22 protein-coding genes are annotated in these 24,205 nt (G+C 71.2%); 16 read left to right on the forward strand and 6 right to left on the reverse strand.

The features are described 5' to 3' along the window. Positions 1–79: 79 nt before the first annotated feature. Positions 80–688 carry a GNAT family N-acetyltransferase gene (locus tag ACO229_RS26280; RefSeq protein ID WP_397415003.1) on the forward strand — a complete coding sequence of 203 codons (609 nt, stop codon included), beginning with the start codon at positions 80–82 and terminating at the stop codon, positions 686–688. Here the strand turns inward: ACO229_RS26280 and ACO229_RS26285 are convergent. After that, positions 685–1,704 (reverse strand): LacI family DNA-binding transcriptional regulator, encoded by a 1,020-nt coding sequence (locus ACO229_RS26285; RefSeq protein ID WP_397415006.1) that lies wholly within the window; start codon positions 1,702–1,704, stop codon positions 685–687. The genes ACO229_RS26280 and ACO229_RS26285 overlap by 4 nt on opposite strands. Positions 1,705–1,918: 214 nt before the next feature. Between ACO229_RS26285 and ACO229_RS26290 the strand changes: the two genes are divergently transcribed. The 11 genes from ACO229_RS26290 (at position 1,919) to ACO229_RS26340 (ending at position 15,387) form a co-directional block, all read left to right on the forward strand. Further along, on the forward strand, positions 1,919–3,223 hold the full coding sequence (locus ACO229_RS26290; protein WP_423463247.1) for an ABC transporter substrate-binding protein: 1,305 nt from the start codon (positions 1,919–1,921) through the stop codon (positions 3,221–3,223). Continuing rightward, positions 3,216–4,193 (forward strand): carbohydrate ABC transporter permease, encoded by a 978-nt coding sequence (locus tag ACO229_RS26295; protein ID WP_397432880.1) that lies wholly within the window; start codon positions 3,216–3,218, stop codon positions 4,191–4,193. The genes ACO229_RS26290 and ACO229_RS26295 overlap by 8 nt, the downstream gene beginning before the upstream one ends. A gap of 1 nt (position 4,194) precedes the next feature. Then, positions 4,195–5,079, forward strand: a complete 885-nt coding sequence (locus ACO229_RS26300) for a carbohydrate ABC transporter permease (protein ID WP_121387747.1) — start codon at positions 4,195–4,197, stop codon at positions 5,077–5,079. 34 nt (positions 5,080–5,113) lie between these two features. Next, a complete protein-coding gene (gene yicI, locus ACO229_RS26305) occupies positions 5,114–7,390 on the forward strand; it encodes an alpha-xylosidase (protein ID WP_423463248.1) in 2,277 nt (758 codons plus the stop codon). Further along, complete coding sequence (locus ACO229_RS26310) at positions 7,387–8,823, forward strand: GH1 family beta-glucosidase (protein WP_397415021.1); 1,437 nt, start codon at positions 7,387–7,389, stop codon at positions 8,821–8,823. Before yicI ends, ACO229_RS26310 begins: the two co-directional genes overlap by 4 nt. Before the next feature lie 151 nt (positions 8,824–8,974). Continuing rightward, a complete protein-coding gene (locus ACO229_RS26315; protein ID WP_423463249.1) occupies positions 8,975–10,405 on the forward strand; it encodes a serine hydrolase domain-containing protein in 1,431 nt (476 codons plus the stop codon). 378 nt (positions 10,406–10,783) lie between these two features. Further along, on the forward strand, positions 10,784–11,026 hold the full coding sequence (gene nrdH, locus ACO229_RS26320; RefSeq protein ID WP_020017613.1) for a glutaredoxin-like protein NrdH: 243 nt from the start codon (positions 10,784–10,786) through the stop codon (positions 11,024–11,026). A gap of 35 nt (positions 11,027–11,061) precedes the next feature. Continuing rightward, the gene (nrdI, locus tag ACO229_RS26325) at positions 11,062–11,496 is read left to right on the forward strand and encodes a class Ib ribonucleoside-diphosphate reductase assembly flavoprotein NrdI (RefSeq protein ID WP_397415027.1); all 435 of its coding nucleotides are present in this window, start codon (positions 11,062–11,064) and stop codon (positions 11,494–11,496) included. 62 nt (positions 11,497–11,558) lie between these two features. After that, positions 11,559–13,640, forward strand: coding sequence for a class 1b ribonucleoside-diphosphate reductase subunit alpha (gene nrdE / locus ACO229_RS26330; RefSeq protein WP_397432941.1), 2,082 nt, complete (start codon positions 11,559–11,561; stop codon positions 13,638–13,640). A gap of 52 nt (positions 13,641–13,692) precedes the next feature. Continuing rightward, positions 13,693–14,673, forward strand: a complete 981-nt coding sequence (nrdF, locus tag ACO229_RS26335) for a class 1b ribonucleoside-diphosphate reductase subunit beta (protein ID WP_397415029.1) — start codon at positions 13,693–13,695, stop codon at positions 14,671–14,673. A gap of 285 nt (positions 14,674–14,958) precedes the next feature. Then, positions 14,959–15,387, forward strand: coding sequence for a pyridoxamine 5'-phosphate oxidase family protein (locus ACO229_RS26340; RefSeq protein WP_423463250.1), 429 nt, complete (start codon positions 14,959–14,961; stop codon positions 15,385–15,387). A gap of 19 nt (positions 15,388–15,406) precedes the next feature. On the opposite strand, the gene ACO229_RS26345 is transcribed toward ACO229_RS26340, so the two are convergent. Together ACO229_RS26345 and ACO229_RS26350 are read right to left on the reverse strand one after the other, a co-directional pair. Then, positions 15,407–16,078, reverse strand: coding sequence for a response regulator (locus ACO229_RS26345; protein ID WP_397432873.1), 672 nt, complete (start codon positions 16,076–16,078; stop codon positions 15,407–15,409). After that, positions 16,075–17,658 carry a sensor histidine kinase gene (locus tag ACO229_RS26350; RefSeq protein ID WP_423463251.1) on the reverse strand — a complete coding sequence of 528 codons (1,584 nt, stop codon included), beginning with the start codon at positions 17,656–17,658 and terminating at the stop codon, positions 16,075–16,077. The genes ACO229_RS26345 and ACO229_RS26350 overlap by 4 nt, the downstream gene beginning before the upstream one ends. Before the next feature lie 142 nt (positions 17,659–17,800). Between ACO229_RS26350 and ACO229_RS26355 the strand changes: the two genes are divergently transcribed. Next, on the forward strand, positions 17,801–18,553 hold the full coding sequence (locus tag ACO229_RS26355) for a phosphatase PAP2 family protein (RefSeq protein ID WP_423463252.1): 753 nt from the start codon (positions 17,801–17,803) through the stop codon (positions 18,551–18,553). Here ACO229_RS26355 and ACO229_RS26360 read toward each other — a convergent pair. Both ACO229_RS26360 and ACO229_RS26365 read right to left on the reverse strand, forming a co-directional pair. Then, complete coding sequence (locus ACO229_RS26360; protein ID WP_397415058.1) at positions 18,495–19,022, reverse strand: phosphoribosyltransferase; 528 nt, start codon at positions 19,020–19,022, stop codon at positions 18,495–18,497. The genes ACO229_RS26355 and ACO229_RS26360 overlap by 59 nt on opposite strands. Before the next feature lie 154 nt (positions 19,023–19,176). After that, on the reverse strand, positions 19,177–20,151 hold the full coding sequence (locus ACO229_RS26365; protein ID WP_397415060.1) for an FKBP-type peptidyl-prolyl cis-trans isomerase: 975 nt from the start codon (positions 20,149–20,151) through the stop codon (positions 19,177–19,179). A 138-nt stretch (positions 20,152–20,289) separates the two neighbouring features. On the opposite strand from ACO229_RS26365, the gene ACO229_RS26370 reads away from it, so the two are divergent. From ACO229_RS26370 to ACO229_RS26380, 3 genes are read left to right on the forward strand one after another with little or no spacing between them, the layout of a single operon-like run. Beyond that, on the forward strand, positions 20,290–20,589 hold the full coding sequence (locus ACO229_RS26370) for a hypothetical protein (RefSeq protein WP_397415062.1): 300 nt from the start codon (positions 20,290–20,292) through the stop codon (positions 20,587–20,589). A 37-nt stretch (positions 20,590–20,626) separates the two neighbouring features. Further along, complete coding sequence (locus tag ACO229_RS26375) at positions 20,627–21,391, forward strand: alpha/beta hydrolase (RefSeq protein ID WP_423463253.1); 765 nt, start codon at positions 20,627–20,629, stop codon at positions 21,389–21,391. A gap of 58 nt (positions 21,392–21,449) precedes the next feature. After that, positions 21,450–22,283 carry an alpha/beta fold hydrolase gene (locus ACO229_RS26380; protein WP_397415067.1) on the forward strand — a complete coding sequence of 278 codons (834 nt, stop codon included), beginning with the start codon at positions 21,450–21,452 and terminating at the stop codon, positions 22,281–22,283. 66 nt (positions 22,284–22,349) lie between these two features. On the opposite strand, the gene ACO229_RS26385 is transcribed toward ACO229_RS26380, so the two are convergent. Further along, on the reverse strand, positions 22,350–23,897 hold the full coding sequence (locus tag ACO229_RS26385; RefSeq protein WP_397415070.1) for a DivIVA domain-containing protein: 1,548 nt from the start codon (positions 23,895–23,897) through the stop codon (positions 22,350–22,352). Positions 23,898–24,205: the final 308 nt, after the last annotated feature.

Raw genomic sequence — 24,205 nt, forward strand, 5'->3', positions numbered from 1 at the left:
GGCCCCGGGTGGCGGCGTCGGCCCGGCGATATCGCGCAATTCTGGTGGCAGCCGGGTCGCCGGGCGCTACGGTCGGAGCGTGCCTTCTTCCGCGTCCGTCCCCAGACCTGCCGCACCTGGCTCCCGTCCCGCCGGTACCGGCCTCCGCGCCGAACCGGCCTGGCCCCTGACCACCGACCGTCTGCTGCTCCGTCCGGTCCGGCCGGAGGACGCCGAGGCGTTCTTCGTCTGGCGCTCCCGCCCCGACGTCGTGCGCTACATGTACCAGCCGCCGTGGGACCGCGCCGCGGCCGAGCAGAAGCTCCGGGCCTGGTCACGGGCCCCGTTCGACGACGTGGGCGACGTCATCGTGCTGGCCGTCGAGCTGGACGGCGCCGTCGTCGGCGAGACGATGCTGAAGTGGGCCGCCGGGCCGCAGCAGGCCGAGCTCGGCTACGCCCTGCGGCCCGACACCGCAGGCCGTGGCCTGGCCACCGAGGCCGCGCGCGCGACCCTCGCCCTCGCCTTCGGCACGTACGGCTTCCACCGCGTCTACGCGCGTATCGACGAGGAGAACGGCGCCTCGGTCCGGGTGGCGCAGCGGCTGGGCATGCGGCAGGAGGCCCGCCTGGTCGAGAGCGACGTGCGCGACGGCGAGTGGTCCACCGAGGTGGTCTACGCGATCCTCGACCGGGAGTTCGACGCCTAGCGTGCCGCGCCCGGCCCCGGTCCGGGGGCCGAGCTCTCCCGCTCGGTGAGGACCGGGGCGAGCAGCCTGGTCTCGGAGGGCTGCTCGCCTCCGAGCCGGGCCATCACCATGTCGACGGCCACCTTGCCGATGTCCTCGGCGGGCAGGTCGATGCTGGTCATCGGGATCCGCTGCGCCAGCGCGACGTCCGTGGGGCACACCGCCACGACCGACATGTCGGTGCCCACGGTCGCACCGCGCTCGGCCAGGCGGGCGAGCACGTGGGGCAGGGCGGCCTCGTTGTGCACGATGATCCCGGTGGTCTCCGGCGCGGTCGCCAGCAGGGTGTCCACGGCCTGCACCGCCCCCGACGGCGTGGCGTCGCACGGCTCGACCGTGACCGTCACGCCGGAGCCCCGGGCCTGGTCACGCAGCCCCCGCATCAGCCGCTCGGCGTAGGACGTGTGCCGCCGCAGCACCTCGGGCGGGGAACCGATGAGTGCGACGTCGGTGTGCCCGGCCTGCGCCAGGTGCCGCACCGCGAGCCGGCCCGCGGCCTCGAAGTCGAGGTCCACGCAGCTCAGCCCCTCCGGGTCCTGCGGCAGGCCGATGAGCACGGTGGGCTGCTTGGCGGCCGCGACCAGGGGGACGCGCGGGTCGTCCGCCTCGATGTCCATCATCACCAGGGCGTCGACCATGGAGCCGCTGAGCACCCGGTCGAGGCCGCTGACGTCGTCCTGCGTCAGGAGCAGCACGTCGTGCTCGAAGTCCCGGGCCCGTGTGACCACGCCCGCGACGAACTGCATGATCACGGGCACGTTCACGCCGACGCGGAGCGGTGCCATGAGGGCGATCACGGTGGTGCGGGCGGACGCCAGCGCCCGCGCGCCCGCGTGCGGCCGGTAGCCCAGCCTGTCGATCGCCCGCTCGACCCGCGCCCGGGTGGGCGCGGAGATGGGTCGCTTGCCGGACAGCACGTAGGAGACGGTCGAGACCGAGACCCCTGCCGCCTTTGCCACGTCGTCGATCGTTGCCATGGTGCCTCTCACTCGGTCTGGTAGCAGTGTGCCTCACGGGAGCAAGCGCTTCGACAACATAGCCCATAGTGGCCCCAACCGAGGGGCTAGACATTAGTGATACCAACGAGCTAGCGTGTTGAACCGCTTCGACAACCCGATCGCAGAGGTTCGGGGGCGGCCCGTGACGACGCTGGGCCGGCCGGCGTCGAGCACCGAACATCGAGGAGATGCGATGAAGCACCAGCGGACGACGGCCGTCGCGGCGGCCGTGCTCACCGGAGCCCTGGCTCTGACCGGATGTACCGGCCAGAGCGCCGGCGGCGGCGACACCGACGACAGCACGCTCACCATCTGGCACTACGAGAACGACGACTCGGCGATGGGCAAGGCCTGGGCCAAGGCCATCGAGATCTTCGAGGAGGAGAACCCCGACGTCACCGTCGACGTCCAGAAGCAGACGTTCGAGCAGATCCAGAAGAACGCCAAGATCGTGCTCACGGGCGACGACGTGCCCGACGTCATGGAGTTCAACAAGGGCAACGCCACCGCGGGGCAGCTCGCCGCGCAGGGCCTGCTGAACCCGCTGACCGACGCTGCCACCGAGCGCGGCTGGGACGAGAAGCTGTCCGGCTCGCTCGCCACCACGGCCACCTATGACGAGCAGGGCCTCATGGGCTCCGGCGAGTGGTACGGCGTGCCCAACTACGGCGAGTTCGTGGGCGTCTACTACAACAAGGACATGTTCGCCGAGCACGACCTGGAGGTGCCGACCACCCTCGACGAGTTCGAGGACGTCCTGGCCGCCTTCAAGGAGGAGGGCATCACGCCCCTGGCCGAGGCGGGGGCCGAGTACCCGCTGGGCCAGCTCTGGTACGAGCTCGTGCTCGCCTACGGCGACCGCCAGCTCGTGGACGACTACCAGCTCTTCGCGAACGACGTCGACTTCCACAACGACGCGATGACCCAGGCCACGGAGAAGCTCGACGAGTGGATCGACAAGGGCTACATCGCCTCCGACTCCGCGGCCCTCACGGCCGAGGACATGGGCGTCTCGTTCATCGACGGCACCTACCCGCTCATGGTCAGCGGCTCCTGGTGGTTCGGCCGCCTCGCCACCGAGGTCGAGGCCGACTGGGGCCAGTTCAACTTCCCGGGCAACTCGCTGCACACCGGCTCGTCGGGCAACCTCTGGGTGGTCCCCGCCAACGCCGACTCCCCGAGCCTGGCCGAGGAGTTCATCGACATCACGCTGCGCCCCGAGGTGCAGAACGTGCTGGCCACCGAGGGCGGCCTGCCCGTGGCCGGTGACGCCTCCGTCATCGAGGACGAGCGCACCCGCGAGCTCACCGAGAACTTCCAGGCGATCCTCGACGAGGACGGCCTCGCGTACTACCCCGACTGGCCCGTGGCCGGCTACTACGACGTGATCGTCAGCGAGCTGCAGTCCCTGGTCAACCGGTCCAAGACGCCGGCCGAGGTGCTCGACGGGCTGCAGAGCTCGTACGACGAGGGCAAGGCCGACCTGCTCGATGGCTGACACCGCCCTGACCGACCGGCGCGCGCGGGCGGACCTCCGCCCGCGCGCGCCGCGCGGGACGCGCCGCCGTCGGGCGGAGTGGGTGGCGTACCTGCCCTACCTGCTGCCCGGCGCGATCGCGTTCGGCGTGGTGATCGGCTACCCGCTGCTGACCAACGTGTACTTCAGCCTGTTCAAGTGGCGCGGCGGGATGGCGCCGCTGCGGTGGAACGGGCTGGGCAACTACGTGGACCTGCTGGGCGACGACAAGTTCTGGACGTCGTTCGGCAACTCGCTGGCGATGATCGTCGCGATGGTGCTCGTGCCCACGCTGCTGGGCCTGGTGCTCGCGGCGGTCCTGTTCGACTACCTCGGGCGGCGGTTCGGCGAGCGCGTCTCCTCCGTGCTGCGCGCCACGTACTACCTGCCGCAGATCCTGCCCGTCGCCGTGGCGGGCGTGCTGTGGAACTGGATCCTGAACTCCCAGACCGGCGCGCTCAACGTGATCCTGCGCGGGCTCGGCGTCGAGACGCCGCCCAACTGGCTGGGCGATCCCGACACGGCCCTGCCCTCGGTGATGCTCGTGCTCATCTGGGTGCAGATGGGCTACCCGGTGGTCATCTTCATGGCGGCCCTGCAGCGTGTGGACCCGGAGCTCTACGAGGCGGCCGAGCTGGACGGTGCCGGCTGGTGGGACCGGTTCCGGGCCATCACCGTGCCGCAGATCCGCCCGGAGACGTTCGTGGTGACGCTGACCTGCACCGTGGCGGCGCTCAAGGTGTTCGGACCCATCTACGTGCTGACGCGCGGCGGGCCCGAGAGCTCGACCCTGGTGCCGAGCTACTACTCGTACCTGAACTTCTTCGACAAGTCCCAGGTCGGCTACGGGTCCGCGATCGCCACGGTGCTCACGCTCGTGATCGTGGTCGTCGCGCTGGTGATCCTCGGCCTGCAGAACCGGGCCGAACGACGTGAGAGGGAGGGCATCTGACATGGCTGTCGCTACGGACCCGCGGCCCGCGCAGGTGCGCGCCACCGCCGTCGACTCCCGGTACCGCCGGGGCGCCGGCCGCTGGCTCGTCCTGGCCGCCGCGGTCCTCGTGGGACTCGCGGTGCTCGCGCCGTTCGGGATCATGCTGCTCAACGCCTTCAAGTCGCCGCAGGACTACGCGGCCAACGGACCGCTGTCGTGGCCGTCCTCGCTGTACCTGGACGGCGTGGTCGCGTTCTGGGAGCGCACCGACTTCCCGGTCAAGCTGTGGAACTCGGTGTTCATCTCGGCCCTCGTGGCCGTGGGCGGAGCGCTGCTGTCGCTGCTGAACGCGTACGCGATCGGCATCGGCCGGGTGAAGGGCCGGCTGTGGATCATCGCGCTGTTCCTGCTGGCGAACATGCTGCCGCAGGAGGCCCTGATCTACCCGCTGTTCACGATGGCCCAGTCGGTGGGCCTGTCGAACTCGCAGTGGTCGGTGATCATCATCTTCACCGTCATCCAGTCGGCGTTCGGCACGTACCTGCTGTCGTCCGTGCTCGGCACGTTCCCGCCCGCGCTGCTGGAGGCGGCCGCGCTGGACGGCGCGAGCCGCTGGCGCATCCTCTGGCAGGTCGTGTTCCCGATCGTGCGGCCCACGCTCTCGGTGCTGATGATCTTCTTCTTCATCTGGACCTGGAACGAGTTCTTCATCCCGCTGGTCATGCTGACCAGCAACGACACCCAGACCATCCCCATCGCCCTGGCATCCCTGCAGGGCGACCGCATGATGGATGCACCGACGATCAACGCGGGCTCGCTCGTGTCGCTGGTGCCGGCCGTCATCTTCTTCCTGATCTTCCAGCGCACCCTGACCCGGGGCGTGACCGCCGGGGCGGTCAAGTGACGACGCCCCACCGAGCAGCGACGAGGTCCCACGCATGAGATTCACCGACGGTTACTGGCAGTTCCGCCCCGGCGTCGAGGTGCTGCGCCCCCGCGACATCGACTCCGTCGAGGCGGGCGACGGGACGCTCACCGTGTACGCGCCCACCGCGCCTATCACCAAGCGCGGCGACACCCTGAACCGCCCGGTCGTGACCGTCACGTTCGACGCTCCTGCGGACGACGTGATCGGGGTGCGCATCGAGCACCACCAGGGCCGCCGCGACCCCGGGCCGCACTTCGCGGTCAACCGGGAGCCGGGCGTGGTCAAGGTCGTGACGCCGGCCGCCCCGGGCGAGGGCCCCGCCGAGCTCACCTCGGGCGGCCTCACCGCGCGCGTGTCGACGGACGGCGAGTGGCGCGTCGACTTCGTGGCCGGCGGCGAGGTGCTCACCACGTCGTCCGCCCGGAGCGTCGGGCTGGCGAGCACGCCCGACGGCGACTTCGTGCACGAGCAGCTCGGGCTCTCCGTGGGCGAGCACGTCTACGGGCTGGGCGAGCGGTTCGGCGCGTTCGTCAAGAACGGCCAGAGCGTCGACATCTGGAACGAGGACGGCGGCACCGCCAGCGAGCAGGCCTACAAGAACGTGCCGTTCTACCTCACCGACCGCGGCTACGGAGTCTTCGTGGCACACCCCGAGCACGTCTCGTTCGAGGTGGGGTCCGAGGTGGTCAGCCGCACCCAGTTCTCCGTGCCGGGGCAGTCGCTCCAGTACTACGTGATCCACGGGCCGACGCCGGCCGAGATCCTGCGCCGGTACACGGCTCTGACGGGGCGGCCCGCCGTCGTCCCCGCGTGGTCGTACGGGCTGTGGCTGTCCACGTCGTTCACCACGGACTACTCCGAGTCCACGGTGATGAGCTTCGTGGACGGCATGGCCGAGCGGGACCTCCCGCTGTCGGTGTTCCACTTCGACTGCTTCTGGATGCGGCAGTTCCACTGGTGCGACTTCGTGTGGGACCCGGCCACGTTCCCGGACCCCGAGGGCATGCTGACCCGGCTGCACGAGCGGGACCTGAAGGTCTGTGTGTGGATCAACCCGTACATCGCCCAGCGGTCCCACCTGTTCAAGGAGGGTGCCGAGAAGGGCTACCTCGTCACCACGGCCGACGGCGACGTCTGGCAGTGGGACAAGTGGCAGGCCGGCATGGCGCTGGTCGACTTCACCAACCCCGAGGCCGCCGCCTGGTACCAGGACAAGCTGCGCGTGCTGCTGGACCAGGGCGTGGACTGCTTCAAGACGGACTTCGGGGAGCGCATCCCCACCGACGTCGTCTGGCACGACGGGTCCGACCCGCAGCGCATGCACAACTTCTACGCCTCCCTGTACAACAAGACGGTGTTCGACCTGCTGGAGCAGGAGCGGGGCACCGGCGAGGCCGTGCTGTTCGCCCGGTCGGCGACGGCGGGCACGCAGCAGTTCCCGGTGCACTGGGGCGGCGACTGCGAGTCCACGTTCGTGTCCATGGCCGAGTCGCTGCGCGGCGGCCTGTCGCTGTCGCTGTCCGGGTTCGGCTACTGGAGCCACGACATCGGCGGCTTCGAGGGCACGCCCGACCCGGCCGTCTTCAAGCGGTGGACGGCGTTCGGCCTGCTGTCCTCGCACTCCCGCCTGCACGGGTCCAGCTCGTACCGCGTGCCGTGGGCGTTCGACGACGAGGCCGTCGACGTGACGCGCAAGTTCACCCGGCTGAAGATGCGGCTGATGCCGTACCTCGGGCAGGCCGGTTCCGAGGCCGCCGGAGCGGGGCTTCCCGTGATGCGGCCCATGGTGCTGGAGTTCCCGGCCGACCGGACCGCCGCCACCGTGGACACGCAGTACATGCTCGGGCCGTCGCTGCTGGTCGCGCCCGTGTTCGGCGAGTCCCGCGCGGAGTACTACCTCCCGGAGGGGGAGTGGACCCGGCTGCCCGACGTCGCCGCGCCCGGCCTGGCCTCGACCGTCACCGGGTCGCGCTGGGTCACCGAGGAGCACGGCTTCGACACCCTGCCCGTGCTCGTGCGACCGGGCACCGTGCTGCCGGTCGGCGCGCGCGACGACCGGCCCGACTACGCGTGGGCCGAGGGCGTGACGTTACGCTGCACCCGTCTGCCCGAAGGGTTCGACGAAGAGATCCTGGTCCCCGGTGGCACCGGCGCCCCGGCGACGTTCCGTGTGCGGTACGAGGCCGGCGTCGTGCACGTGACCAGCGCTGACGCTCCTGGCGAATGGAGCGTCGAGAACGAAGGCAAGACCGTTCGGGCCACCGGCCCGGGAGAGGTGGCACTGTGAGTGCACGGAGTTTCCCTGCTGACTTCCTCTGGGGATCGGCGACCGCGTCGTACCAGATCGAGGGTGGCGCGACCGAGGGAGGGCGCGGGCCGTCCATCTGGGACACGTTCTCGCACACCCCCGGCAAGACGCTGAACGGTGACACGGGAGACGTCGCGGACGACCACTTCCACCGCTGGCAGGAGGACGTCGAGCACATCAAGAACCTGGGCCTGGGCGCCTACCGGTTCTCGATCGCGTGGCCGCGGGTGCAGCCGGGCGGCTCCGGCGAGTTCAACGCCGAGGGCATCCGCTTCTACTCGGACCTCGTGGACGGCCTGATCGCCGCGGGCGTCAAGCCCGTCGTCACGCTCTACCACTGGGACCTCCCGCAGGAGCTGGAGGACGCCGGCGGCTGGACCAACCGCGAGACCGCGTACGCGTTCGCGAGGTACGCGCGCAGGATGGCCGAGGAGCTCGGCGACCGCATCGACGTCTGGACCACGCTCAACGAGCCGTGGTGCACGGCGTACCTGGGCTACGGCTCCGGCGTGCACGCGCCGGGCCGCACCGAGCCCCTGGCCGCGCTCCAGGCGGTGCACCACCTGAACCTGGCGCACGGCCTCGCCGTGCAGCAGATCCGCGAGGTGCTCGGCGACGCCGCCAAGACCTCGATCACGCTGAACCTGCACGTCTTCCGGCCGGACGACCCGTCGTCGGAGGCCGACCAGGCCGCCGTCCGCCAGGTCGACGCGCTGGCCAACCGGGCCTTCCTCGGGCCGGTGCTGGACGGCGCCTACCCGGCCGACCTGCTGGAGAACACCGCCTCGGTGACCGACTGGTCGTTCGTGCAGGACGGCGACCTGGAGATCGCCCGGCAGCCGCTCGACGTCCTGGGCGTGAACTACTACTCGACGGCACGCGTGCGGCACTACTCCGGCGAGGGGGAGCGCCAGCAGGCCGACGGGCACAAGGACTCCGCGGGCACCCCATGGATCGCGGCCGACGACGTCGAGTTCCTGCCGCAGCCCGGCCCGTACACCGCCATGGGCTGGAACATCGAGCCCGCCGGTCTCACGGACCTGCTGGTCTCGCTCCGGGACACCTACCCCGACCAGCCGCTCATGGTCACCGAGAACGGCGCCGCGTTCGCGGACACCGTCGTGGTCGAGGACGGCGTGGCGCGCGTGCACGACGTGGAGCGCGTCTCCTACCTGCACGACCACGTCGAGGCGCTCGGGCTCGCCCGGGACCAGGGCGTGGACGTGCGCGGGTACTTCGCGTGGTCGCTGCTCGACAACTTCGAGTGGGCCTACGGGTACGACCGCCGGTTCGGCATCATCCGCGTGGACTACGAGACGCATGTGCGCACGTGGAAGGACTCGGCGCACTGGTACCGCCGGCTGGCCACGACGAACGTGCTGCCGTCCGTCGACGAGGTGGCCCCGGCCTGACGCCCTGACCTGACCCGGCGCCGCCGGTCCGGTCCGTCGAACGCAGGGATCGTCGGTGCACGCGTGCGTGTGCGCCGACGGTCCCTGCGTGCGTGCAGGAGGTCCGCGGGCACCGGTGATGACGGCGCCGGCGACGGGATACCTTCTGGCCATGAACGAGCTCCGTGACGTGCTGACCGGCTGGCTGGAGCGGACGCGGGCGGCCGGGCGGGTGCCGGCACTGTCGGCGGCCGTCGGGCGCGGGGGCGAGGTGCTGTGGGCGGACGCCGTCGCGGCGCCCGCCTCGGCGGGACGCGCACCGGGCGACGGGCCGACGCCGGACCACGCCTTCCGCATCGGTTCCGTGACCAAGACGATGCTCGCCGTGGCGGTGCTGCGACTCGTCGAGGACGGCGAGATCACGCTGCACGACGCCGTCGGCGCGCACGTGCCCGACGCCCCGGCAGCGGACGCCACCGTGGCCGAGCTGCTCAGCCACAGTGCCGGCCTGCCCGCCGAGCCCGCGGGTCCCTGGTGGGAACGGGCCGGGGGCTCGACCTGGGGGCAGATCGTGGCCTCGGGCCTGCCACGGCTCGCCGCACCGGGCACCCGGTACCACTACTCGAACGTCGGCTACGCGGTGCTCGGCCGCCTCGTGGAGGACGTGCGCGGCCGGGCCTGGGACGAGGTGCTCCGCGACGAGGTGTGGACGCCGCTCGGCATGACCTCGACCGGTCGCGTGCCCGTGGGGCCGCACGTCACGGGCTACGCCGTGCACCCCCACGCCGACCTGGTGCACGCCGAGCCCGTGCCCGCCTACCTGGCCATGGGGCCGGCCGGCGAGCTGTGGTCCACGCCGTCGGACCTGGTGCGCTTCGGGATGTGGCTGGCCTGCCACGACACGCTGGGCGCCGCGGGCGACGCCGTGCTGCCCGTGGCCGCCCGCCGGCTCATGACCACGCCGCGCGTGGTGGTGGACGAGCCCGGCACGGCCTGGACCGGTGCGTACGGCCTGGGCGTCCGGGTGCGCAAGGACGTGCTGGACGGGGAGCTCGTGCGCACCGTGGGCCACTCCGGGTCGGTCCCGGGCTTTACCGCCGACCTGCGGGTGGACCTCGCGACGGGCCACGCCGTGGCGGTGGTCGGGTCGAGCACCGCCGGGTTCGGCGACGGGACCGGGCTCCTGGCCGCGTGGCGCGGCCTGGGCTCCCGGACGTCGGACGACGGCGGAGCCGGCGCGGGTGCCGGGCGTGCCGGTGCGGGTGCCGGGCGTGCCGCTGCCGCTTCGGCGCCCGGCGCCGCGGCGCTCGCGGGCGACTGGTACTGGGGGCCCGTGCCGTACACGCTGACCGCCGTGGGCGGGCGGCTGGCCCTGGCCGGTGTGTCCAGCGGGCGCGGCACCGAGTTCGAGCCCGGTGCCGAGCCCGGCACCTGGGTGGGCGTGACGGCCGGGTACTGGCAGGGAGAGACGCTCCGCGGCGTGGAACGGGAGGGACGTGTGGTCGCGCTGGACGTGGGGACGTTCTGCCTGACGCGCACGCCGTACGCCGCGGACGTGGACCTCCCGGGTGGCCACGACGAGGCGGGCTGGCACGCGCTGTGACATTTCGCACCGCGTGCCGCGCGGGCCGGCGCGACACGCCCAAGCGGTCGCGACACGCCGTCGTCCGGATCTGATTTTCGGACCCCTCCGAGCCCCGCGAGGTGCGTCTTCGCGCGCCCCGGAGGGGCCTCCCGGAACCGCCCGGGAAAGCCCGGCGTCCCGCCTGCCGTGCAGTGTCAGAGGCTCGTGGCAGCATGGTCCCTGAGCGTTCCGGGCGGCTGTGCCGTAGTGCGCCGTTCGTCACTAACCACAACATGTCGTAAGCGAGCGAGCGTCAGACACTAGGTGTAGTGTTTGGTTCAGCGGGAGACGCAGACCCGCGAACAAAGCACACCGACGTAAGTTCACGGGTGTTCTTCGAGGTCAGAGGAGGCGGACATGAGCGTCACGGTCTACAGCAAGCCGGCATGCGTGCAGTGCGACGCGACGTACCGGGCACTGGATCGCAAGGGTGTCGAGTACACGGTCGTGGACATCACGCAGGACGCCGAGGCGCTCGAGATGGTTCGCGGCCTCGGCTACCTCCAGGCACCGGTCGTCGTGGCCGGTGACACCCACTGGTCGGGCTTTCGCCCCGACCAGATCAGCGCGGTCGCCGCGCTCCAGGCCGCTTCGGCCTGACCAGCACCACAGCTACGTCGGCAAGGGGGCGTGACGTGGGTTCTCTCGTCTACTTCTCCAGCGTGTCCGAGAACACGCACCGGTTCGTCCAGAAGCTCGCGCTCGACGAGCTGGGGATGCCGGTGCACCGGATACCGCTCCGCCCGGCCGACGGCTTCCTGCGCGTGGACGAGCCCTACGTCCTCATGGCCCCCACCTACGGTGGCGGCAACGAGGGCGGGGCCGTCCCGCGGCAGGTGAGGAAGTTCCTCAACGACGAACACAACCGGTCGCTCATCCGCGGCGTCATCGCCGCGGGGAACACCAACTTCGGGGCTGCGTACTGCATCACCGGGGACATCATCGCTGCGAAGTGTGATGTCCCCTATCTTTACGCCTTCGAACTACTGGGAACGGCGCAGGACGTCACGCGCGTCCGCAACGGATTGGGACGATTTTGGCAGCAACAACCACTGAGTCTCTCAGCCTGACTGAGGGCCTGAGCGAGATCCCGCTGGAGTCTCTCCAGCTCGACTACCACGCGCTCAACGCCATGCTCAACCTCTACGGCCCGGACGGGAAGATCCAGTTCGAGAAGGACCGTGAGGCGGCCCGCCAGTACTTCCTGCAGCACGTCAACCCGAACACCGTCGAGTTCGACACGCTGGACGCGAAGCTCGACCACCTCGTCGAGGCCCAGTACTACGACCCGACCGTGCTGGCGAAGTACTCCCGCGCGTTCGTCAAGGAGCTGTTCCAGCTCGCGTACTCGAAGAAGTTCCGCTTCGAGACGTTCCTCGGCGCCTTCAAGTACTACACGTCGTACACGCTCAAGACGTTCGACGGCAAGAAGTACCTGGAGCGCTTCGAGGACCGCGTCGCGATGGTCGCCCTCGGCCTGGCCGACGGTGACGAGCAGACGGCGCGCGACATCGTCGAGGAGGTCATCTCCGGGCGCTTCCAGCCGGCGACGCCGACCTTCCTCAACGTCGGCAAGGCGCAGCGCGGCGAGCCCGTGTCCTGCTTCCTGCTGCGCATCGAGGACAACATGGAGTCCATCGCGCGCGGCATCAACTCCGCACTGCAGCTCTCCAAGCGCGGTGGCGGCGTGGCGCTGCTGCTGAGCAACATCCGCGAGCACGGCGCGCCGATCAAGCACATCGAGAACCAGTCCTCGGGCGTCATCCCCGTGATGAAGCTCCTGGAGGACTCCTTCTCCTACGCGAACCAGCTCGGTGCGCGCCAGGGTGCGGGCGCGGTGTACCTGCACGCCCACCACCCCGACATCATGCGGTTCCTCGACACCAAGCGGGAGAACGCGGACGAGAAGATCCGCATCAAGACCCTCTCGCTGGGCGTGGTCATCCCGGACATCACGTTCGAGCTGGCCAAGAAGAACGCGGACATGCACCTGTTCAGCCCGTACGACGTCGAGCGTGTCTACGGCAAGCCGTTCGCCGACATCTCGATCACCGAGAAGTACGACGAGCTCGTCGCCGACGACCGCATCCGCAAGACCACGATCAGCGCCCGCGACTTCTTCCAGACGCTCGCGGAGCTGCAGTTCGAGTCGGGCTACCCGTACATCATGTTCGAGGACACGGTGAACAAGGCGAACCCGATCAAGGGCCGCATCACCCACTCGAACCTGTGCTCCGAGATCCTCCAGGTCTCGACCCCGTCGACGTTCAACGAGGACCTCTCCTACGACACGGTCGGCCGGGACATCTCCTGCAACCTGGGCTCGCTGAACATCGCCAAGGCGATGGACTCGCCGGACTTCGGCCGCACCATCGACACGGCGATCCGCGCGCTGACGGCGGTGAGCGACCAGACCTCGATCGAGTCGGTGCCGTCGATCAAGCTGGCCAACGAGCAGGGGCACGCCATCGGCCTGGGCCAGATGAACCTGCACGGCTACCTCGCCCGCGAGCACATCTACTACGGCTCGGAGGAGGGTGTCGACTTCACGAACATCTACTTCTACACCGTGGCCTACCACGCGATCGCGGCGTCCAACCGTCTCTCGATCGAGCGCAAGCAGAAGTTCGGCGGGTTCGAGGACTCGAAGTACGCGACGGGCGAGTACTTCGACAAGTACGTCCAGCAGGAGTGGAAGCCGGCCACGGCGCGGGTCGCGCAGCTCTTCGCGGACGCCGGCGTGGCGATCCCGACGCAGGACGACTGGCGTGCGCTCAAGGCCTCGGTCATGGAGCACGGCATCTACAACCAGAACCTCCAGGCCGTGCCGCCCACGGGTTCGATCAGCTACATCAACAACTCGACGTCGTCGATCCACCCGGTGCCGGCCAAGATCGAGATCCGCAAGGAAGGCAAGCTCGGCCGCGTCTACTACCCGGCGCCGTACATGACGAACGACAACCTGGACTACTACCAGGACGCGTACGAGATCGGCTACGAGAAGATCATCGACACGTACGCCGCGGCGACGCAGCACGTGGACCAGGGCCTCTCGCTGACCCTGTTCTTCCCGGACACGGTGACCACGCGCGACGTGAACAAGGCGCAGATCTACGCCTGGCGCAAGGGCATCAAGACGCTCTACTACATCCGCCTGCGCCAGCTCGCGCTGGAGGGTACCGAGGTGGACAACTGCGTCTCCTGCATGCTGTGACGCGCCACCCTCTGCCAGATCCCCGCCGACCGTAGTCTCTGAAGGAACTCCCATGTCGCCAACCGGCAAGCTCAAGCTCATCGATCGCGTGACGGCGATCAACTGGAACCGCCTCGAGGACGAGAAGGACCTCGAGGTCTGGGACCGTCTGGTCGGTAACTTCTGGCTGCCGGAGAAGGTGCCGGTGTCCAACGACATCCAGTCGTGGAACACGCTCTCGGAGCACGAGAAGACGATGACCTCGCGGGTCTTCACCGGCCTGACCCTCCTGGACACCATCCAGGGCACGGTCGGCGCGGTGTCGCTGATCCCGGACGCGCTCACCCCGCACGAGGAGGCGGTGTACACCAACATCGCCTTCATGGAGAGCGTGCACGCGAAGAGCTACTCCTCGATCTTCTCGACGCTCCTGTCGACGCCGGAGATCGACGCGGCCTTCGAGTGGTCCGAGAACAACGAGCACCTGCAGAAGAAGGCGGAGATCGTCCTCGACTACTACCGGGGCGACGACCCGCTGAAGCGCAAGGTCGCCTCGACGATGCTCGAGTCGTTCCTGTTCTACTCCGGCTTCTACGCGCCGATGTACTGGTCCTCGCGGGCCAAGCTCACGAACACGGCAGACCTGATCCGCCTCATCATCCGTGACGAGGCAGTGCACGGGTACTACATCGGCTACAAGTACCAGAAGGGCCTCGCGAAGCTGACGCAGCCCGAGCAGGACGACCTCAAGGCGTACACGTTCGACCTGCTCTTCGAGCTGTACGAGAACGAGGTCGAGTACACCGACTCGCTCTACGGCGAGCTGGGGCTGACCGAGGACGTCAAGAAGTTCCTGCGGTACAACGGCAACAAGGCCCTGATGAACCTGGGCTACGAGGCGCTGTTCCCCAAGGAGGACACCGACGTCAACCCGGCGATCCTCGCGGCGCTGTCGCCGAACGCGGACGAGAACCACGACTTCTTCTCGGGGTCTGGCTCGTCGTACGTGATCGGTAAGGCCGTGGAGACCGAGGACGACGACTGGGACTTCTGACGCCCCGTCGGGAGCCGGTCGCGCACAGCGGCTGACCAGAGGCCCGGAACCGCAGATTCCTGCGGTTCCGGGCCTCTGTCATGCACGGGCGGGCGTCATGCCGGGAGGGCGACGTTCAGCCGGAAGCCCTGCGGCGCGTGCTCGGCGTGCACGCTGGCGCAGGGTGCCCTGGAGATCGCGCCCGGGCCGCTGCACACGACGGTGCCCGACCGCGTCCCCGTCCGGCGGGGCAGGCGAGCCCGGGCGTGGTTGAATCGGCCGGGGGTGTGCCGTTGAATCGTGCGCATGAGCGCAGAGACCAGCCCGCTGACCGCCGCCGACCTCGAGTTCCTCGGGCGCCCGCTGTACGGCTTCCTGTCCGTGGCCGGTGCGGCGGAGCCGCCGGAACCCCGGCCGGTGTGGTTCGAGGCCACCGCCGAGGGCACCGTCCAGCTCTTCACCGAGGCGGGCTCGGTGAAGGTGCGACGCCTGGCGCGCGACCCGCGCGCCTCGCTGGTCGTCGCGGCCCCCGTGGGGGAGCGCGAACGGTGGGTGTCCGTCGCCGGCCCGGCCACCGTCGAGGCCGACGGCGCGCACGACCTCGCCTCCCGCCTGGCCGCGCGGTACTGGGACCTCGACGACCGGGACCGGGCCCGCGACCTCGCCTCGATCCTGGCCGGGGAGCTGCTGCGCGTCGTCATCCACCCGGAGCGGGTGCGCCGGTACGCGTACTGACCCGGCTGCAGGGCCGCCGCTACCAGGCGGCGGCCTGGGCCGCGATGAGTGCCGCCTCCACCCGGTTCCGCGCACCGGTGGTCCGCAGGATCGAGGTGACGTGCACCTTCACGGTGCCCTCGGCGAGGTGGAGCCGCCGAGCGATCTCGGCGTTCGAGAGACCGTCACCGACCAGAGCCAGGACCTCCTGCTCACGCGGCGTCAGCCGCTCGAAGCGCTCCCGGGCATGCTGCCGTGCGATGAAACGGGTGCCCATACCGGTCTGCAGCAGGCGACGCGAGACCGCCGGGGAGAAGTAGGCGCCGCCCTCCGCAGCCGCGTGTACTGCGAGCAGCAGTTCGCGGGGGTCGCCGGACTTCAGCACGAACCCGTCGGCGCCCAGCCGGATCGCCTCGGCGACGTACTCGTCCTCACCGAACGTGGTGACCATGAGGCACGACGGAGAGCCGGTGGTGCGCCGGATCTCCGCCAGAGTGTCCAGACCGCTCATCGGCCCCATGCGGACGTCCAGGAGCACGACGTCCGGACGGTTCGCCCGGACAGCCGCCAGCGTCTCCTCGCCGGAGGAAACCTCCGCGACGACACGGACCGAGTCATCGGTCCCGAGGATTCCGGCGAGGCCTGCGCGCACCAGGGGCTCGTCGTCAGCGAGGAGGACCCGGAGCGGTGCGGTCCGGGGTGCCGCACTCACCGCGCGACTCCGACCACGACGTCGGCCGACGTGACGTGGTGCTCCGCCCAGCAGATCCGATAGGCGTCACCCGACGCATCGTCGAGCGGGTCGGCGGTCACGGCGTAGTAGTCGCAGGCCGGGTCGGCACCGGGAGGCGGATCGAGGGTCGTACCAGGCAACAGCGGCTGGACGTCGGCCCGGGCGTCGCCGACGTCGATCCTGGCGAACGCCGCCGGGCCGAGCATCGCACGCCGGGCGTCGAGGTTGTCCGCGAGCTGGATCGCTGTCGCGACCGCCACCAGTGCGGCCGACGGCACCAGCACTGCGGCCAGCAGCAGCGCTCCGCCTCGCCGCCGGGCGCGGGCCAGGCCGTCGGTGACCGCGCGGGCGTCCCGCGGCGACCTGGCTCGGGGGCTGGGCTCGTGGCCTGTCGGCCGCGCGCCGTCCTCAGGCACGCCGCCGGACGACCGCCCCTCCGGCACGGGGTGCAGCTCGGCGGTCAGCACATAGGCGCCCGACCGGGGGCCGGCCTCGAAAGATCCACCGGTCCTGCGCACCTGCTCGGCGAGCGAACGGAGCCCGGTGCCGCCGTCGGACGCCGCTCGTTCGTGATCGCGCTCGACCGGGCCGGTGGACGGCGGCAGCGGGTTGCTCACGGTCACGACGAGCCGACGTGCCGCCGCCTCCGGCTCGCCGGGCGCGGGGGAGGCCTGCGACGCCCGGGGTACCAGCGTGACCCGGACCGGCCGGCCCGGGGCGTGCCTGAGGGCATTGGTCAGCCCTTCCCGGACCACACGGGTCACCGCCGGGCCGTAGGCCGAGACGAGATCGTCGCCGGGCGGCGCGGTGAGCACGACGTCGGCGCCGGCCCGGCGCGCCTCCTGCACGAGCGCCTCCACGTCGGCCTGCCCGCCCGGCGAAGGTCGCGCGTCGGCCCGCCCCGTGCGCAGCGTCTGGACGGACGCGCCCAGCCGGGCGACGGCATCGGAGACCTGACGCCGCGCGAGCGAGACCGACTCCTGCACGGAGGTGGCCGGGCCGGCAGCACCCGACGGCCGAGGGGCGCTCGTGCCACGCTCCAGCTCCAGCTCCAGCCGGCCCAGGTTGACGGCAACCAGGCTGAGCGCGTGCCCGAGGTCGTCGTGCAGGCTCTCGGCGAGCTGCAGGCGTTGCCGGGCGAGGTCGGTCTCGGCGCGCAGCCGTTCCGTGTCCTGCTCGCGGACGAGGGCCAACGCCGCGTCGGCCTCGGCGTTCCGGCGTGCGCGCCATGCCAGGGCCACCGCCCACGGGAGCACACCGGTCACGACGCCACGGGCCGTGGCGACCAGCGCGTCACGGAGGTCGGCCCACCCGGCCAGCACGGCGCCTGCGCCCGCGGCGGCCCCGACAGCCATGGCCACGACCCCCAGCCGTCCCCCGCCGCGCAGCAGCCCGAGGAGGGCGGCGACCGCGGCCAGCGGGACCATCCACCAGGGACTCACCCCGGCGAGGACCAGCAGCGCGGCGAAGGCTGCCGCCGCGACGAGCAGGGCGAGGCGCCGCACGGGCAGGTGCGCGGGGGAGTGCTCGACGTCGCGCGTCCAGGGCTCGTGGGTCACCGCACCATCGTCGCCGACGCCCCGCATCCTCCGCCTCCGGCCCCGGTCTGATCTTCGGGCCGGCCCACTACCACCAAGGTCATAGCTGGTTCCTGACCCAGGCCAGATCCGCACGGCGCCGCCGATTCCTAGCGTTCTCGGCATGTCCACAACACGCCATGCCCCGGCCCGCTCCGCGGTGTCGGTCCCAGGTCCGGTCCCGTGGTCCGTGCTGCCCTTCTCGCTGGGCACCTTCCTGGTGCTGGCCGCCGTCGCCACGCTGACCTGGCCCGCACGCGAACGTCTCTTCGAGGTCGTCGCCGGTGCGACTGCCGCCTCACCTCTCGCCGGCCTCGCGGGCCTTGTCGCAGACAAGGGGCTGCTGCTCCTCGTCGGAGTCACGGCCTGCCTCGCGCTCGTCACCTGGCGCCGCGACCGGCCCGCCTTCTGGCTGCTCGCCGCCGCCGGAGCCGGCACCGTCACCGCATACGCGACGAGCGAGGCGGTGAAGGTCCTCGTCGCAGAGGAGCGACCGTGCCGCACGGTCGACGTCGCCACCGTGCTGGACTGTCCCGTGCCGGGAGACTGGTCCTGGCCCAGCAACCACGCGACGATCGCGGGGGCGCTCGCGGTCGCCTGCCTGCTGGTGGCGCCGCGTCTGTGGCCCGCGGTCGTACCGCTCGCACTGGCCGTCGCCGGGGCCCGTGTGGCCGCGGGCGTCCACTACGTGCACGACGTCGCCTCCGGTCTGGCCCTCGCAGTCCTCCTCACCGTCCTGGTGAGCCTGGCGGTTCATGCCGCCGGTCGGCGCCTCGTGTCACGGAGGTGGCCGACCCCGGCGGGGCCGGCCACGCCCGTCACGCCTCGATCGACCGCGCGCCCGTCACGGGCGGCTCGGCGGACCACGGGAAGGTGATCCACAGATCGGTGTCCTTCCACGAGTAGTCGGGCTGGATGATCGTGCGCGGCTTGGTGAACAGCACGGCCGAGCGGGCCTCGGCGCCCTGCTTGGCCAGGAGGTCCATGACCAGCGCCAGGGTGCGGCCGGAGTCGGCGACGTCGTCGACCACCAGGACCTTCGCGCCGGGGAGGTCGGAGGTGTCCATGAGGGGCGGCAGCACGCGCGGGTCGTCGAGCGTCTTGCCGATGTCGGTGTAGAACTCGATGTTCAGCGTGCCGACACCCTTGGTGCCGAGCGCGTACGCCATCGCACCGCCGGGTACCAGGCCGCCGCGCGCCACGGCGATCACCACGTCCGGCACGAATCCGCTGTCCACCACCTGGTGGGCCAGGTCGCGGACCGCGTCGGGGAAGGTCTCCCAGGTGAGCACCTCGCGCTCCGGCGGCGTCACGGGCTCGGGGGCGGGCAGTTCAGTCGACGTCATGGGACGACCCTACGTGACGTGGCGGGCACCCGGTTCGGGTGCCCGCCACGTCTCGGTGTTGACCAGCGAGGATGCGCACGCCGCGTGCGGCACGTCTCACGTCACGAGGCAGTGCCCGGTGACGCGAGGGCGCCGCGACGGAGCGGCCGTCGGGTCAGGCCGCCTTGGCCTCGAGGATGTCGACGACGAAGACCAGCGTCGAGTTCGCCGGGATGGCGCCGTTCTCCTGGTCGCCGTAACCCTGGTCCGCCGGGACGACGAGCAGCACCTGGCTGCCCACCTTCTGGCCGGCGATCCCGTTGGTCCAGCCGGGGATCACGCCGTTGAGCGGGAACGACGTCGGCGTGCCGCGGCTCCACGAGGAGTCGAACGACGTGCCGTCGAGCAGGCAGCCCGCGTACTGCACGGTGACGGTCTGGTCCTTGGTGACCTCGGCGCCGTCGCCCTGGACCAGGGGCTGCACGACCAGGTCGGTCGGCGCCTCGTAGCCCTCGGGGATGGTGACGGTCGGCTGGCCGTCGTCGGCGAGCTCGACGGTGGGCAGGCCCGCCTCGGGCTCGACGGCGGTGCCCTCGGCGCGGGTCGGGATGTCCTTGACGCCGGAGACCTCGACGACGGTGACCTGGACGGTCTGGTCCATCGCGGTGCTCGCCATGGCGATGCGCGCGCCGACCTTCTGGCCGATCAGGCGGTCGTTGAGCAGGTCGTACTGCGGGTCGCCCAGCGTGAACGACTCGGGCTTCTTGGTCTCCCACGTGGAGTAGGTCTGCTTGCCGTCCTTGCCACCCAGGACCACGTAGTCGATGGTGGCCTGCGCGCCCTCGGCGAGCTCGTCGCCCGTGCCCTCGTCGACCACACGGGACGACGGGGTGCTGACCTCCAGCGGGGTCTTGAACGAGACCTCCGGGGCCTTGCCGACGGGGCCGGAGACCTCGATCCCCTCCACCGCCTTGACGTCCTCCTCGGACGGGCTCGGCGCGGGCGAGGGCGCGGCGGCCGGGGTCACCTCGCAGACGTTGCCGTCGGAGGCGGCGCCGCCGTCCGCGGCGTCGTCGCCGCTTGCGCAGCCGGTGAGGGCGATGGATGCCAGCGCGACGGCCGCCAGGCCGGCGGTGGTGCGGTGCTTCACGAGTAGTCCTTCGGTCGGTGTGCGCCTTGCTGGGGACCGCCACACTCTAGCGGGCTCGGATGAGTGAGGCTTTCAGGCTGCGGGCAGGTTCGGGCGGGGGTCGAGCCATCCGCCCCACCCTGCGGAAGAATAGATGCCATGCCGTCGAAGCGCCGCTCCAGCAAGCGTCCGTACGCCGCGGGCCACGTCCCCCTCGACGTGGACCGCGCGACGGGCGGCCGCCGCAGCGAGTCCGCCGCCGACGGCGAGTGGGTGGTGCAGCACATCCGCTCGTCCGACAAGACCTATGTCTGCCCGGCCTGCCGCCAGGAGGTCACCCCGGGGACGGCGCACGTGGTCGCGTGGCGGACCGACGGGTTCGGCGGCCCCGACGCCGGCCTGGACGCCCGCCGGCACTGGCACACGAGCTGCTGGCAGCGCCGCGCGAACCTGCGGTGACGCGCGCTCGTCGGACGTGCGGGCCGAGGGGGAGAGAATGGGACCGATGACTTCCGAAGCCAAGCCCGCGGCCCACCAGATCCGTTCGCTCACCGTGCTGCCCGCGCAGCGCGAGGACGTCGAGCTGCACACCGCCGACGGCCTCACCCTGGTCGGCGAGCTCGCCCTGCCCGCGGACGCCGAGCCCGCCGCCACCCTGCTGACGTTCCACCCGCTGCCCACCCACGGCGGCTTCATGGACTCCCACGTGTACCGCAAGGCGGCCTGGCGCCTGCCCGCGCTGGCCGACCTCGCGGTTCTGCGGTTCAACACCCGGGGCACCTCCTCGCCGCGCGGGACGAGCGAGGGCGCCTTCGACGGCGGCGACGCCGAACGGTACGACGTCGCCGCCGCCATCGAGCTGGCCGAGTTCCGCGGCCTGCCCCGGCCGTGGCTGGTCGGCTGGTCGTTCGGCACGGAGCTGGTGCTCAAGCACGGCGCCGACCCCGCCGTCGAGGGCGCGATCCTGCTGTCCCCGCCACTGCACCGCGCGACGGACGAGGACCTGGACCGCTGGGCCGCGTTCGGCAAGCCGCTCGTGGTCCTGGTGCCGGAGCTCGACGACTACCTCCGGCCCGAGGAGGCGCGCCGCCGCTTCGCGCGGGTGCCGCAGGCCGAGGTGATCGGTGTCGACGGGGCGAAGCACCTGTGGGTCGGCGAGCCCGCCGTCGCGCGCGTGCTGAACGAGATCGTCGCCCACGTGCTGCCCGGCCACCCGCTCCCGCTGCCCACGCACTGGGACGGACCGCTGGGCACGTCCTGAGCGCGCGTACCGGGCGGCGTCGACGCACCATGGCAGCAACGACCACAGGAGGACGACGATGACCTCATCCCACGGAACCCTGGCGACCTATCCGCTGCACGAGGGCGGGGGCCTTCCGCTCGTGCTGCTGCACGGCTTCCCTCTCGACCACCGCATGTGGGCCACCTGCGCGCAGCACCTGCCGCCCGGCACGCGGGCGATCGGCGTGGACCTGCCGGGCGCAGGGCACAGCGACCTCGACGGGTACGCCCCGAGCATCGAGCACGCCGCGGACTGCGTCTACCGGACCATGGTCGAGCAGGGCGAGGGCAACGCCGTCGTCGTCGGGCACTCCATGGGCGGGTACGTGGCTCTCGCGCTGGCCGAACGGCACCCGGGGTTCGTGGCCGGACTCGGCCTGGTCGGCACCAAGTCCACCGCGGACACCGACGAGGCCCGAGCCAAGCGGCTCCGGATCGCCGCCGCGGCGGACGACAGCCAGACCGTGGACGCCGTGCTCGGCATGCCCGCCGCCCTGGTCGGCACCACGACGACCGAGCACCGCCGGCAGCTCTTCCCCGTGCTCGACTCGTGGATCCGGGCGCAGTCCCCGGCAGGGGTCGCCTGGGCCCAGCGCGCGATGGCGGCGCGTCCCGACCGGACGGCGGTGCTCGAACGCTTCGACGCGCCGGTCGCGGTGGTGGTGGGCACCGAGGACACGATCACACCGCTCGCCGAGGCCGAGCACATGGTGCGGGCCGCGGCCGGTTCCCCCTCGGGGGCCACCACGGGCGACGCCGCCCTCACCGTGGTGCCCGGCGTCGGCCACATGAGCGTGGTCGAGGACCCGCAGGCGGTCGCCGCGGCCCTGGCCCTGCTGCACAACCAGGTGGTCGCCCACCACCACCACTGAGTGTCCGTACGACGAACGGCGGCCCTCCCGCACGGGAGGGCCGCCGTTCGTCGTACGGGACGGGCGTCAGCTGGAGGCGCCGGCCTTCTCGGCCACCGGCTCCTCGGCGTCCTCGCTCTCGGCGGGGGACGAGGCCGAGTCGGCCGCGCTCTGGCCGGCCTTCGTGCTGGCCTTCGTGCCCTTGACCGACGGGATCACGACGGTGGCGTTGCCGACGGGCACCGGCGTCGGGTTGCTCGGCGGGATCGAGGCCGGCATGGACCCGGTGTCGGTCGAGACCTCGGGCTCGGCCTCGGTGCCGTCGCCGACGACCGCGAACCGTGCCTGCTGCGCCGGGGTGGCCCCGGACAGACCCTTCGGCTTGGCCGGCAGTGCGGGCTTGGCCGGAGCGGCGTCGCCCGGCGTGCCGAGCATGCCACGCAGCTCGTCCAGGTAGGAGTTGATCGAGTCGTGCTGACGCGTGAGGTCCTCGAGCTGGTGCTGCGCGGCGGACCGGCTGGACTCGGCCTCGGCGCGGGCGTCGTCGATGGTCTGCTCCGCGAACTCGCGGGCCTCCGCGACGATCCGGTCGGCGGACTTGCGGGCGTCGGCCACGAGGTCCTTGACGTAGACGTCGGACTCCGAGCGGATCTTCTCCGCCTGCTCCAGCGCCACGGCCACGCGCTTCTCCGCCTCGGCGGCGTGCTCCTCGGCCGTCGCGACGAGCTTCGCCGTCTCGGCCTTGGCCGTCTCGTGCCGCTCGGCGAGCTCCTTCTCCACGGCCTCCTTGCGGGTCGCGATGTCGAGCTCCGCCTGGGCGAGCGCCGCACGCGCCTGCTCGCGCAGGTCCTCCATCTCGGTGGTGACGGCGTTGGACGCCTCGGCGGCCTGGCGGCGCGCCTCCGAGAGGATCTGCTCGGCCTCGGCCCGGGCGCTCGCCAGCATGGCGGACGAGTCGCGCTCGGCGGTCTCGCGCTGCTCGGTGGTCTCGGCGTTGACCTTGGCGCGCAGCGCGGCGGTCTCGCGCTCCGTGTTCACACGCAGCTCGGTGGTCTCGCGCTCCACGGTCGAGCGCAGGGTGCCGAGCTCGCGCTCCAGGCTGGCGCGGCGCTCGCTCTCCTCGGCGCTGATCGCGCTGGCGATCTGCGCGGACTCGCGCTCGGCGGAACCCACGAGCTCCTCGGCCCGGCGCTGCGCGGCGAGCAGGTGGCCCTCGGCCTCGGCGGCCGTCGTGGTGCGGATCTCCTCGGCCTCGCGGCGGGCGCTGGCGAGCATCTCGGCGACCTCGGACTCGGCGCGCGACCGCACCTGCCCGCCGGACAGCTTCGCCCGTGCCATGATGTCCGCGGCCTGCTGGTTGGCCTGGTTGATGATGTCGGTCGACTGGTCCTCCGCGGAGCGAAGCAGCAGCTCGATCCGCGAGCCGAGGCCGGCGTACGACGGCTTCTCGGTCTCGCGGAGGTTGCGCTTGGCGTCGTTGAGGTCCTGCGTGAGCTGCATGGCGCGGCTGTCGGAGGCCTCGACCTGTCGACGTGCCTCTTCGAGGGCATGGTTCAGCCGGTCCAGGTGCGCGTGCACCTGGTCGCGGTCGTACCCGCGCATGGCAGTCGGAAAGAGCGAGCGCTCGTCGGACACGGTGCAGACCTCCAGTGTCGGGACTTGGTGAGGCGCGGGTCAGGCTCCCCCCTGTGGGACGCCGTTCGTTACGGCCCGTCCGGCGCCCAGGATACGTGTGTTGTGCTGATGTGGATACACCACTACCGGATGCAATGTACGGATTGCATGGAATACTCACGGCGGCCCGCGCGGCCCCGGTCGCGACCTGGTGGTTCCGTCGCCCCGGTGAAGGAAGGGTGAGGATCCCGGCCGAACCGCACAAGCACGACCGTCATTGGACAGTCGTCCGTGATCGGTCCTTATGCTGGATCACCCACCTGATCGAC

The organism is Promicromonospora sp. MS192 (assembly GCF_049532985.1).
In the GTDB taxonomy this organism is placed as follows: Bacteria; Actinomycetota; Actinomycetes; order Actinomycetales; family Cellulomonadaceae; genus Promicromonospora.

Bases quoted from the DNA above. Each gene is read 5' to 3' on its own strand.
- ACO229_RS26290 (WP_423463247.1), top strand. From the start codon at position 1,919: ATGAAGCACCAGCGGACGACGGCCGTCGCGGCGGCCGTGCTCACCGGA.
- ACO229_RS26295 (WP_397432880.1), top strand. From the start codon at position 3,216: ATGGCTGACACCGCCCTGACCGACCGGCGCGCGCGGGCGGACCTCCGC.
- yicI (WP_423463248.1), top strand. From the start codon at position 5,114: ATGAGATTCACCGACGGTTACTGGCAGTTCCGCCCCGGCGTCGAGGTG.
- ACO229_RS26315 (WP_423463249.1), top strand. From the start codon at position 8,975: ATGAACGAGCTCCGTGACGTGCTGACCGGCTGGCTGGAGCGGACGCGG.
- nrdH (WP_020017613.1), top strand. From the start codon at position 10,784: ATGAGCGTCACGGTCTACAGCAAGCCGGCATGCGTGCAGTGCGACGCG.
- ACO229_RS26360 (WP_397415058.1), bottom strand. From the start codon at position 19,022: ATGACGTCGACTGAACTGCCCGCCCCCGAGCCCGTGACGCCGCCGGAG.
- ACO229_RS26370 (WP_397415062.1), top strand. From the start codon at position 20,290: ATGCCGTCGAAGCGCCGCTCCAGCAAGCGTCCGTACGCCGCGGGCCAC.
- ACO229_RS26300 (WP_121387747.1), top strand. From the start codon at position 4,195: ATGGCTGTCGCTACGGACCCGCGGCCCGCGCAGGTGCGCGCCACCGCC.
- ACO229_RS26380 (WP_397415067.1), top strand. From the start codon at position 21,450: ATGACCTCATCCCACGGAACCCTGGCGACCTATCCGCTGCACGAGGGC.
- nrdE (WP_397432941.1), top strand. From the start codon at position 11,559: ATGCTCAACCTCTACGGCCCGGACGGGAAGATCCAGTTCGAGAAGGAC.
- ACO229_RS26340 (WP_423463250.1), top strand. From the start codon at position 14,959: ATGAGCGCAGAGACCAGCCCGCTGACCGCCGCCGACCTCGAGTTCCTC.
- ACO229_RS26355 (WP_423463252.1), top strand. From the start codon at position 17,801: ATGTCCACAACACGCCATGCCCCGGCCCGCTCCGCGGTGTCGGTCCCA.
- ACO229_RS26285 (WP_397415006.1), bottom strand. From the start codon at position 1,704: ATGGCAACGATCGACGACGTGGCAAAGGCGGCAGGGGTCTCGGTCTCG.
- ACO229_RS26375 (WP_423463253.1), top strand. From the start codon at position 20,627: ATGGGACCGATGACTTCCGAAGCCAAGCCCGCGGCCCACCAGATCCGT.
- nrdF (WP_397415029.1), top strand. From the start codon at position 13,693: ATGTCGCCAACCGGCAAGCTCAAGCTCATCGATCGCGTGACGGCGATC.